At 38.0% G+C, this 11,691-nt stretch carries 9 protein-coding genes; all 9 read right to left on the bottom strand.

Features of this window, described 5'->3' with window-relative positions; translation table 11 throughout:
* Positions 1-896: M61 family metallopeptidase (locus ACWITO_RS10460; protein WP_448529939.1), on the bottom strand; the 896-nt coding region annotated here is incomplete at its 3' end.
* Positions 893-1,441 carry a DUF6913 domain-containing protein gene (locus ACWITO_RS10455; protein WP_101359716.1) on the bottom strand — a complete coding sequence of 183 codons (549 nt, stop codon included), beginning with the start codon at positions 1,439-1,441 and terminating at the stop codon, positions 893-895. The genes ACWITO_RS10460 and ACWITO_RS10455, both read right to left, overlap by 4 nt.
* 78 nt (positions 1,442-1,519) lie before the next feature.
* Positions 1,520-1,933, bottom strand: a complete 414-nt coding sequence (locus ACWITO_RS10450) for a c-type cytochrome (RefSeq protein WP_448529938.1) — start codon at positions 1,931-1,933, stop codon at positions 1,520-1,522.
* Entirely contained in the window at positions 1,920-2,543 is a 624-nt protein-coding gene (locus ACWITO_RS10445; protein WP_101359719.1) for an SCO family protein, read from the bottom strand. The genes ACWITO_RS10450 and ACWITO_RS10445 overlap by 14 nt, the downstream gene beginning before the upstream one ends.
* A gap of 82 nt (positions 2,544-2,625) precedes the next feature.
* Positions 2,626-6,132, bottom strand: coding sequence for an Eco57I restriction-modification methylase domain-containing protein (locus ACWITO_RS10440; protein ID WP_448529937.1), 3,507 nt, complete (start codon positions 6,130-6,132; stop codon positions 2,626-2,628).
* 126 nt (positions 6,133-6,258) lie between these two features.
* Positions 6,259-6,633: a GxxExxY protein gene (locus ACWITO_RS10435; protein ID WP_448529936.1), complete on the bottom strand. Its 375-nt coding sequence runs from the start codon at positions 6,631-6,633 to the stop codon at positions 6,259-6,261.
* A 32-nt stretch (positions 6,634-6,665) separates the two neighbouring features.
* Complete coding sequence (locus tag ACWITO_RS10430; RefSeq protein ID WP_448529935.1) at positions 6,666-9,941, bottom strand: helicase-related protein; 3,276 nt, start codon at positions 9,939-9,941, stop codon at positions 6,666-6,668.
* A gap of 50 nt (positions 9,942-9,991) precedes the next feature.
* A complete protein-coding gene (gene lptC, locus ACWITO_RS10425) occupies positions 9,992-10,525 on the bottom strand; it encodes an LPS export ABC transporter periplasmic protein LptC (RefSeq protein WP_101358977.1) in 534 nt (177 codons plus the stop codon).
* Positions 10,522-11,691, bottom strand: a 1,170-nt coding sequence (gene ligA / locus ACWITO_RS10420; RefSeq protein WP_448529934.1) for an NAD-dependent DNA ligase LigA, incomplete at its 5' end; no start/stop codon positions are given. The genes ligA and lptC, both read right to left, overlap by 4 nt.

The raw sequence follows: 11,691 nt of genomic DNA, 5'->3' as shown, positions 1-11,691 counted from the left end.
TCGGCTACCCAGCCTGTTTCAAAATACGTTTCGCTTGCATAGTTGTAAGGCAAAAGTTCAGCAGGACGAATCTTGCAAACATTCCAGCTATGAAACAATTCGTGAGAGGCTATCCCCAAAAAATTATCGTAATTTTCTGCTTCACTCATTTTTTCGGCACTTCCTAGGCAAATTACCGTAGAATTGCGATGTTCAACGCCGTGATAAAACGTATAGGGCAAAATTTGAAATAAAAAGTGATAATCTTTTTCAGGAAATTCGCCGAAAAGTTGGATTTGCCAAGCCGTAAATTTTTCAAAATCTTTCAGCACTACTTCCCAATCGGGTTGCCAATCGCCTTGTAGCCATATATGAAAGGTCGTACCTGCTACTTCGTAGGTTTTGTGTTCCAGTGAGGCAGAAGCAATAAAAGGGCTATCTACAAGGTGATGATAGCTTTCTGCCTGCCATAGATTTTTAGCTTTTTTAGTAAGCCCGCAAGCTATTTGATAGTTATCGGGCAAAGCCAATTCCAAAGTACAAGGCTCATCAAGGCGATTTTCCACATACACCAAGCAATTGATAAGATTGCAATACACTTGGGTATCATCAAGGTACGAACCGCCTGCATCTAACTGAAAAGCATAATAACGATACTTCACTATAAGTTCCGAAGCGTTTTGCAATTGTACTTGCCAAATGTTTCGGCTTATTTTTCGGTAAGAAAGAGGACGATTTTGCTCATCAAAAACGGCAAAATCAAAGATATTTTTGGCATAATTTTGCAATTCATATCTACCCGGACGCCAAGCAGGCAAGCATAAATTCAGAGTAAGAGTGCTTAAATGGCTAAATTTACATTCAACTTCTAAAAATCGGGTTTGCGGATTAGTGTAAGCAATGCGATAGTGTATCATTTGTATTGTGGATTATGAATAATTAAGGTTTTAGTAAAGTGTAACATCTGCAAAATTAAATCAACGGCATTTTTGTTGTCGCCAATATCTATCATTAGTTCAAAAGAATCAAGCATTTCGGGATAAAATTTACCCACCCGAAACTTGGCGTGGCTTCTTTTCATAATGTAATGAAAAGGCGGAAAATCTGTTACATTCACGCAATACAAGCAGTCAAACTCTTTTTGAATAAACTCCTCTACTTGCAAAGAATGAATAACGCCTTTGCTATCAATATCTTTGGCAGTGAAGAAATCAAAACGGAAATCGTAAGGATTGGAGTGTTTTTCCTCAAAATACGCCAATGCCTTCACGCTTTTTTTGTCTTTCTGCAAAAGTTTGACAAAATAATTGATAGCCTTCGGATTTTCGTCATTAGAATGACTAAACAGCACCCCTATATCGCGTGTATCTTCATAGTTGAGCGTATAGCGAGCTATTTCACGTGCAGGGGCTTGCTTTTTTTTGGGCTTAAAAACAGAAATAAAGTTTTCTAAAATAGCCATAATTCAACAATTCACAAACTTTCCCGAGTGCTCTTTGGCAAATTATCGCTGAATGATAAGAAAAAAAAATGAAAAATCCTAATGGCAACTCTGTAAATCTTTTACAATTTGTTCAAAAGTACGTTTGGGAACTTGGTTTTCAAAATTAGAGAGAATAAAATTGGTGAGGTTGTGTATTTCGGTATCGGAAAGTTTCAGATTAGCAGGCATAGGGTGGTTGTAAGTAATACCATTGACAAGCACTTTGCCTTTTTGCCCATAACGAATGATGCAGGCAATTTTTTCGGGGTTTTGTGCAAGCCAATCTGCGTTTTTCAGAGGTGGAATAAGCCCTGCAAGCCCCTCGCCTTTTTCCATATGACAAGATGAGCAGTGCAGTGCATATAATTTCTGCCCTTGCTCCTGAGTTCTGAAAAAAAATAAATTGCCCAATAACAAACCTACAAAAAAAAGCACAGGAAAAGCGGCTAATATGGGTTTAGGGATTTTCATTGAGCAAAATATCAATATCTTGGAGCAATTTATCCACTTCTTGGGGCTTAGTGCCTTCGTAGATGCCTCTGATGCGTTTTTGCTTATCAATCAGGGCGAAATGACCGCTATGCAAATAGCCTCCCGGTTCGTTTTTATCTTCGGTTACGGTTACGAAATATTGTTTTGCCATTCGCTCTATCTCGTTCCAATTTCCTGTAACCAAATGCCAACGTCGAGAACTGATTTTTATTTTTTTTGCATAATCCCGCAATACAGGTACGCTATCCTCGCGAGAAATAGAGTGTGAAAGAATGAGAATGCGGTCATCATCTTTGTATTTTTCATATACGCGAAGCATTTGCTGTTTCATTTTGGGGCAAATGCTGGGGCAGGTAGTAAAGAAAAAATCCGTTACATAGATTTTGCCTTCAAATGTTTTTTCGGTTACTTCTACACTATCTTGATTGATAAACCGAAAAGCAGGAATGGTATGATACAGCGTATCTATAATTATTTTGCCATTTTTTTCTACCTGAACGGCTTGCCTTTCCCCTAAAATAGGTAGGCGTTTGGCTTTTTCATTACAGCTACCCAACACAAGTAGCCCCCATATAACCCATAAACGCATAAGCAGAAGTTTTTCCTTTATTTTTGCACCGAAACTGAAACATTTTGCAATGCAAAAAAGTTTAATTAACCCCACATTTCCCTCATACATAGGCAGGGTCTATGATTTTTATCTCCTGCTCTGTTAGCTCGTAGAGCTGATACACCAGCCTATCTATCTCTCGCTCACAAGCACGCGTATCCGCTTGCGGGTTTTGTTGCTTGGCAGATAATATCTTTTCTACTAATCCCTCTATTTGCCTCACTATACCCTCGTTTGACGTAGTAACAGGAGGAATGGGTATTTTTTCAATAAGTATTTTTTGCAAGCCTCTACTTCCAATACCTAACTTTACAGAATAGCCATTTTCAAGTAAGTATTCTGCAATTTTGCTATTTAATAAACCCAAAATATATTTTTGATTTTTCCCTGAAAAAAAGAATGTTGTTTTGTCAAGAAAAATTTCAGATGATACATAAGAAAATCTTGGGTAATTTTTTGTTCCATCAAAGTATATTTTTATTGTTTCAGAATACACTACCTTTTCCTTTTCAAATTCGTGGTAGTAAGCAATTTGGTCTTGGGTTTCAAACCATTTGTTACCTGTTTTTTTGCGTGCATCAAAACCTAATTCAGGGTACTTTTTACCTGACTGCTCTAACTGACGAATATCAAAGTTATCTAAAAAATACTTCTTCAAAGCAGGGAACTGCTCAATATCTAAACGTAAAGCAGGAAAAGTGCCTATCACCCACAGCCCTGCCCACTCGTAGTAGTAGCGTTTAATGTCTCGCCCACGTAAAATGGGCTTTATGATTTTTTCGGTTCTTATTCTTTCTTCTTCAGTTTTACAGTTTGCAAGTATTTCATTTCTTTTTTCAGTATTGATGATAAAGGCTTCATTCAGTCCTGTCAATATTCCACGATAGATATTCACGTCCCAATCTTTGAGGGGTTTTCCTATACGTTCAATTTTTTCTTTGAGCTGTTGCTCGGCATTATTGCCAATAAACCAAGCGTCTTGGGATAATTTTTCAAGTGTTATGCTGTTGGTACGCAGTTGTTCCTCAATAGACAAATTGTGCTGTTTTTGTAAGGTAAGGGCTTTGAGTTGTATTTGAGAAGTTTTTTGCTTTTGTATGAGCAAAATATTGGTATCTACGGTAGCACTTTCAAAGACTCCCGGACCTAAATCAATGAGTAATTGAGGGTTTTGCTCCATAAAGAATTTACGCAATTTTTCGCCGTATCCTGCCCTCATCCACTTATTAGAGGTAATGTAGCACAAAATGCCGTTGTTTTTAAGTAAATGTATGCCTTTTTCGTAAAAGAGGGCGTAAATATCTCCTGTGCGAGTGAAAGTTTCATAATTTTGTTTTTCAAACATTTTGGCAAGTTTTCCTGCATCTTTTTGCAGTTGTATGTAGGGTGGGTTTCCGATGAGAATGTCAAAGCCTTCTTTAATGCCAAACATCCATTCGGCGTCGAACCATTGTTGGCTTTTTTGGGTGTCGTAGATATCGGCCCTGGCGATGGCATCGGCAAATTCGGAAGCAAAGCCGCCATTTTTGAGGGCTTGTTGGATTTGAGAGCGGAGTTGTTGGTCTTGGTTTTTAAGTTTTTCTTTTTCTGCTTGGTCGGTGGTTTCGAAGTAGCGTTTGCGGAGTTGAAAGAGTTGCTTTTCGGCTTCTAGGATAGCATCGGTTTGCAAGCCTTCGTATCGGGGCAAACTGATTAGTGTATTGGCGGCGATGAGTTTGGTTTCTAGGTTGGGCAGGGGTTCAATGCCTTGATTGGGCAGATTGTTATTGATTTTTTCATCTACTAGGAGCGAAAGGAAGAAACGTAATTTAGCAATATGCACGGCAATGGGTTGAATATCTAGGCCGTAGAGGCAATTCTGAATGAGAAAGAGTTTTCGTCCGTAGCCGAGTTCGTTGTGCTGGAAGATGTTTTCTATATGCTGAATGGTTTTTTGTTTGAGCGAGGGGTCGGAGATAAATTTTTCTATGGCTTGGATTTGTTGCTGTTTCCATTGTTGGTTTTGGGGGTCTAGTTTGCTGAGCAGGTGTGTCATTTGGTTGAGGGCTTCCATCGGAAAGGCCCCCGAGCCTACGGCGGGGTCAAGGATTTTGACATTATGCAGGGCTTCAATCAGTAGTTGGGTCTCTTCGGTGTTGAAAGGATTAGAGCTATCGGCATAGGAAAAAAGTTGCTCAAGACGAGTTTCTAAATCAGAAATTTTTTCAGCAAGTTGATTTTTGAAGTATTCTTTCAGCGAAACCTTGACCATAAAATACACAATCTCGCGGGGGGTATAGAAACTGCCAGTGGCTTTGCGGGCGGTTTCGCGGGTTTCGGGGTTGTAGGTGGCAAGGAGGTTTTCAAAAATTTTGCCGAGCATTTCGGGGTCAAGGGATACTTGTTGGTCGAAGGGGGTGTTTTCTTCTATGGTGAAGTGGTATTTCTGAAAAATAGAGATAATGCCTTTTTGGGGTTCAAAGAATAGAATGTTTGGTACAAAGGCTTGTTTATCAGGCACATCGGAGTAGCCGTCTAGGCGAATTTCTTTGCCTGTGGGGTTGTGGGGGTCATCTTTGTGGAAGTCCAGGCATTCAAATAAGCCTCCGTTCAGAAAGGGAATGCTCTGAAAGATTTGCAGGCTTTTGTCGGGTTCTTCAAATAAATTATGGTAGCGGTAGTAGCTATGGTTCATATAGTCGTTATTTTTTCCCTGAAAGCTCTGCTCTCGGCGAAACTTGCGTTTATCTTGGGGCGTATTGAGCGTAGCGAAAAAAAGATTTTGCAAAATGGCTTTGTAGTAGTTGCCGTTTTTTGCATCTTGGGGGTAAAACTCTATAAGTATGTTTTTGAGCCAGTTCTCATCAAACAAGTCGGGGGGAATAAGTTTTTTTTCTTTCATAAACCAGATGAAAAACAGGCGTGTTAGCAGTCGTATGAGGGCGATATTGCGTCCGTTATCTTGATTTTCGGCATCACCGGGAAAGCGAACCTGTGGTAAAGCCCATTCGTACCACTGGGCAATATCGGAGTAGAATTCTTTGGTAACTTTTTCAACAGAAAAGGCTTCTTTGATGTCGTTGAGGGTGATTTTGCTTCCTTTTTGAGCAAGTAGTTCGAAGCGTTCGGTAGCGGTTCTTACATTTTCGTTTTCGCCCAAAAGGTAGGTATAGCGTTTGGGTTCGGTTTGTATAGTTTGGAAATTGCCTTCGGCATCGAAGCCTGTCAGTTCGGAAACGTACATAAACCGCCACTTGGGCTTTTGAGATTGATAAAACACAATGAATGCCCCGTCAATATTTTTCCAGTATTTGCGAAGTAGGTTTCGCAGTCCTACGCGGTTGCGTTCTATTTGTATGTGTGTAGTGAGTTTTACTTCATAAACTGCCAAAGTACGTTTAATGCCGTTTTCTTGGAGGGCGATATTACCCAACAGAAAGGCTTGTTGGGCAAAATGAGTATCTATGCTTATTGGAATAGGTTCAGAGAATGAATCAAATTTTGGGAAAGTATCGGCAAGGAATTGTTTCCATTGCTTGCGGTCATAGGCTTGCTGAAAAAGCGAGCTAGTTTGCGTCTGAAACAACATAGGTTCAAAAAGTTTTGATTTGCCACAAATGCACGAATTGTTTGCCACGAATGCACGAATATAAATAAAATTCGTGTCTCATTCGTGTTATTCGTGGCTGAAAATATTTGCCACGAATGCACGAATTTATAATACAATTCTCTTATAGCTTAATCGCAACTCTCCAAAATTAACCAAAAGGGCTAACTTACATCCTGAAACTTTCAAATAATTGATACATTGTGCTACAAATTCATCTGTTAGTGTAGATACCCCCTTTACTTCTAAAATAATTTTATCAAATACTACAAAATCAGCATAAAACTTATGAGGCAACACAATACCTTTGTAATAAACTTTATACTCTTTTTCTCGTTCAAAAGGTATGTTTGATTTTCTGAATTCGTATTCCAAAGCATCTTTATACACAATTTCTAAAAATCCAGCCCCTAACTGATTATGCACTTCCATACACTTGCCAATAATCTGATATGCCTCATCTTTGAAAATTATTTCGTTCATTTTTTTTTTAGTATTTAGCTGTTGGTGGATTATTATTCAAAAGACTCAGAAATAATCAATACGGGTTTTTCTAAACTTTCGTCCGACTCTTTTTGAACAAGGTTTGATTGCACCCCATACTGCAAAGCAATTTTATCTAATTCGGCAAGTGTATTGTTTAGATGAAGGGCTTTCTTTCGCAATTTGTTTATATCGGTAGCCAGATTAGTAAATTTGCCAATATCAATCAGTAATATAATTTTTTGAATATTCTCTTTTTGGCTTTCCGATACTATCGGATGCTTTACTATTTCGAAGAGAAACTTTTTAGCACTTTGAGCCACCCCACCCAAAGCTTCGGGAGTTTCTTGCAGAGCTACTAACTTATACTCCTGCGATTGAAAATGATTGATGGCAATCGCTACGTGCTTATGATGATTTTCAATCAGTTGGCAAGATTTTTCGTCGGGTTGAGCTTCAAAAATCTTGAAAGCTTCGAGCGGAGTAATTTCATAAGGCTGATTTTGGCTATCTACCCAATAAAATTCAAATTTTTTACTATTTTTTAAGAACACAGCGGTTCCGTTTTGTAGTTCAGGTCTATGGAGGGTTGTTGAGTTTCTACCTGTTCGTGATTTTAGAGGCAATTTTTTGATTTTTTCAAACCAAGATTTGTTTTCATCTCTAAATTTTCGCAAGAAATAGAGATATTTCAGGCGTTCGTCTTCTTCTTCACGGACAGCCTCTTTATTGAATAGTTTGACTTCATCTAAAATTTCTTCTTGCGAATAAACCTGATTGTCTTCGCCAAAAGCGGTATGAAATGCCTGAATTTTCGTTAGAGCGGTTTTATTGAGTTGGATTTGCGAGTCGCCTTGTGCGGAAGGATAAAATACATAATTGTAAATAGTATCAGCTTTTGTTCCGATACGATTGACCCGCCCAATCCGTTGTATCAAACGGGTGGCATTCCAAGGTGTATCATAATGCACAATCACATTAGAGCGATGCAAGTTCACCCCTTCGGCTAATACTTCGGTAGTAATGAGAATATTGTAGTCGTTCTTTTGTTTCTGAGGCTCGCAATTAGCATCAAAATTAGCAACAATGGTTTCGTAGAGGTCGTTTCGGTTTTCAGAGGAAATAGTAAGTACATCTGTTCTGCCTTGTTCTTCTAAACGTTTTTTCAGGTAATCTGTTGTATCTTTTGATTCAGAAAAAATAACTAACTTGCCTTCTATGTTCGTTTTTTTGTTCAGGAATTGTGTTTGGAGTGCTTGTAAAAATACTTCTAATTTGGGGTCATCTTCTATTTCTTGCCACGAATTCACTAAATCATCTATGTTTTTTTTGTCTTTTTTTAGAAGCTGAATGAATTCAGGTTTGAAATCTGATGCCTTAAAAACTCTATTTTTGGGGTTTTCTTCGCTTAGTCGTTCAATTTCTTTTTCAATTTCTTCTTCACTCCAACCTTTTTCTAATAATTTGTTGATATCTGTATCAGGAGCGATGAATATTTTGTCATTTTCAAACATTTTAATCATTCGGTCGGTGGCTTTTTGGAAAGAATTCAGCGACTTTTTGAAAGCATAAAAACTACTTTCTAATCGCTTTATCAAGAGAGTTTTCATAATCATAGCCAAAGATTTAGAAGCTAATTCTGCACGTTCATATAATCCTTTTGCCGCCTCAGGTTTCAATCCAGCAATAGCTTGATAGCGAGCATAATTAAGTTTATCTTCATCAATCAGATAGAAAACCGTTTTGTAAAATAACTGATTGAGCTTTTCGTTCATCACATATTCAATTTTTTTAGGAGGTTCTACTTTGGGAAATCTGATGCCCTGCTCTGCTAAATCTTTTTGGTATTCGGGGATATTTTCTATATCTTTTCGGGTTCTACGAATAGTGATAGGTTCAATTATATTTTTTCGGATTTTGCCGTAAATATTGCGTAGCTTATCAATATCAGGTTTTTCAGTACGTTTAAGAGCTTTGTATTCCTCCACAAGCGAAGCAAAGAACGATGTCAGATTGGTAATAGGCAAAGTAGATTGCCGAGCATCTTGAAACATCAGTATTTGATGAAAAATATCATCGGGCTTGTTATTGAGAGGAGTAGCTGTTACGAGAATAACTTTTTTTTGCAGACCTTCTATGTGTCCTTTGTTAGCTCTTGGGCTTTTGCATATGAGTTGTAAATTCTGAAATGCTCCCGTAGTATGATTGCGAAATTTATGAGCTTCATCTACAATGATAAGGTCATATTCTTCTTTGTTCCAGTAGTCTGAATGCCCCTCTAAAATTTTATGCAAACTTCCGTTGGTAATAAACTTGGCATATTTATCAATGCCAAAATATTTGAAAGTGTTTTTCCAGTTTTTTTCCACAGCAGGTGGATAAATCACTAATATTTTGGTATTTTCTTTGCCGTTTTGCAGAATAAACTTTTTAGCTACCATTGTAGCTACTACGGTTTTGCCTAAACCTACTACATCAGCCAGTATAAAGCCATTATGCTTCAAAAGCATATGGAAACCTTCATTGACGGCATCTATTTGGTAGGAAAGTTTTTTGAAATTAGCAGGCAAGTCGCCAATAGAGTCGGGGTCATAGTTTATGCTTTCTCCGAAGTATTCTATAAGCAACTTAATGTAAAGCTCAAAAGGAGTAATATCATCGTTCAGGTAAGTTTTCTTTTCAATGTTTTGCACATCGACAGGCAATATATCTACAGCTTCTTTCCAAAGAATTTCAAATTCTTCGGTGGCAAATTTTACATCTTCATAATCGTTGAGTTGTACATTAAACTCGTAGTTGCGTATTGTGCTTGCACCTAATCCTGCATCGGTCAGGTTGGAAGAGCCTGTAATCACTGATGCAGGCGTATGCTGATTGAAAGGCTCAGGTCTGAAAATATACACTTTGGCGTGAATTTTCTTGTCGGGGTGAGCTTTGACTTCAACTTTTTTTGTTATGATGTCTTTAATAAATTGTAAAATACCTTTTTCGGTTTCTTGGTCATAGTGAGCTTGTTGAATATCTTCTTTGATTTCTTGAATAAATTCTTCTTTGGTTCTGTCTTTACTTCTAAAAAAGTCAAATCCTTTTTTTTGAGCTTCTGCTAATAGTTTATCTACATTGATACCTACAAGAATTCTGATTTTAGGCACTTTCTCTAAAAGCGGTCTGATACGAAAATACCCCGAAGCCCGAAAATATCCCACTAATGCATCAAAATAATGAATGTTTGGATTGTACTTAAACACTCCCTCAAACTTACTGATAAGAGTATTTTCGTCTTTGTTGGTGAAAAACTTAGTAGTCATAGCAAACTTTATTAGTTAGATACAAACATACAAAGAATGAGCAAGCAGTTTCATTTTCTCCGAATATATCCCGAACCCGTAGGTTTTAGGATTTTGTAATATTGTAAATCTTGGTTAGCCGTAAAACCTTCACCTTTTACGACATTATTACCACTCTCAATAACTACGAAATTATCGGTGAAAATGCGTTTTTCGTGAGGCGACCAGTGCAGAACTTCTGTTTTGAGTGTTTTATCTTCTACTAAATCTTTCAGTACCACTTTTCCTGTGGCAGTGTAAAGATTAGTAGCTTTATCGTATTTGCCTTTGAGAGCCGTCAGGCGAGAGCGGGCTTGTTTTTGTTCGTTGTAAAAAATCACTTCAACTCCTTCGGGATATTCTATGTTACCATTTTGGAACTGCCATTGTTTAGGGGCTGTAATTCGCATTTTCAGTTTGGCAGAATCGCTGTAAAGCGTCTGCACCTCAAAAGTTTCAATAATAGGTCCCGTGTAAGGCGGAATGGGTTTATCGTTTTCTTCATCACAAGCCACAAAAAGCAAACATAGAAAGCAATAAACAAAAATTCTTGATAGTCCCTTCATTGTTTTAAAAGTTCTAAAAATTCTTGTTCCGAAATAACTTTTACACCTAATTTTTGAGCTTTTTCCAATTTGCTCGGACCTGCCTCGTTACCTGCCACTAAAAAATTTACTTTGGAGGAAATTCCTGAAAGCACTTTTCCACCATTTTTTTCAATTTCATCTTTTAATCCCTCTCTACTGAATTGTTCAAATACGCCTGAAATTACGAAATTAAGTCCGTTCAATTTTTCGCTTTTCAGTTCTTTTAGAGCGTTTTTCATTTCAAACTGCAAACCCGCTTTTTGCAAGCGTTCTATAATTTGCAAATTATCTGCATCTTGAAAGTAAGCAAGCACACTTTTGGCAATTTTTTCTCCGATTTCGGGGACTTGCAATAGTTCTACGAGTGTAGCGTTTTGCAATTTTTCCAAGTTACCGAAGTATTCTGCCAATTTCTGAGCTACCGTAGCCCCCACAAAACGTATGCCCAAAGCAAATAAAACCCGCTCAAAAGGTACTTTTTTACTTTCTTCAATATTATTCAGAATTTTCGTAGCCAGCTTTTCGCCCATACGCTCCAAAGGTAAAAGCTCTTCTATGCGTAAATCGTACAAATCCGCAATATTATGTATCAGACCTGCTTGGTAAAGTTGTTCTATAATTTTTTCGCCCAAACTGCTAATATCCATTGCTTTACGCTGTACAAAATGCTCTATTTTACCTTTAATTTGTGGTGGGCAACCTTTTTCGTTAGGGCAATAATGCACTGCTTCTCCTTCCTTTCGTATCAGAGCTGTACCACATTCAGGGCAGTGCGTAATATACTGCAAAGGCATACTATCAGCAGGGCGTTTGCTCAAATCTATGCCTGTAACCTTCGGAATAATCTCACCGCCCTTTTCTACAAAAACCATATCGCCAATTCGTAAGCCCAAACGCTCAATTTCATTCGCATTGTGCAGAGAAGCACGTTTTACAATTGTGCCTGCCAGTTGTACAGGTGTAAGTTCGGCAACAGGCGTAATAGCCCCTGTTCTGCCTACTTGATACGTAATGCTTTTCAGAGTAGTGCTTGCCGTTTCGGCTTTGTATTTGTAAGCGATAGCCCAACGTGGCGATTTAGCAGTAGTACCCAATTCATTTTGCAAGGCAAAACTATTTACTTTTACCACGACTCCATCAGTTTC

Source organism: Raineya sp., from assembly GCF_053497555.1.
The sequence above is the reverse complement of the archived record's forward strand: the minus strand, read 5'-3'. Positions and strand labels throughout refer to the sequence as shown.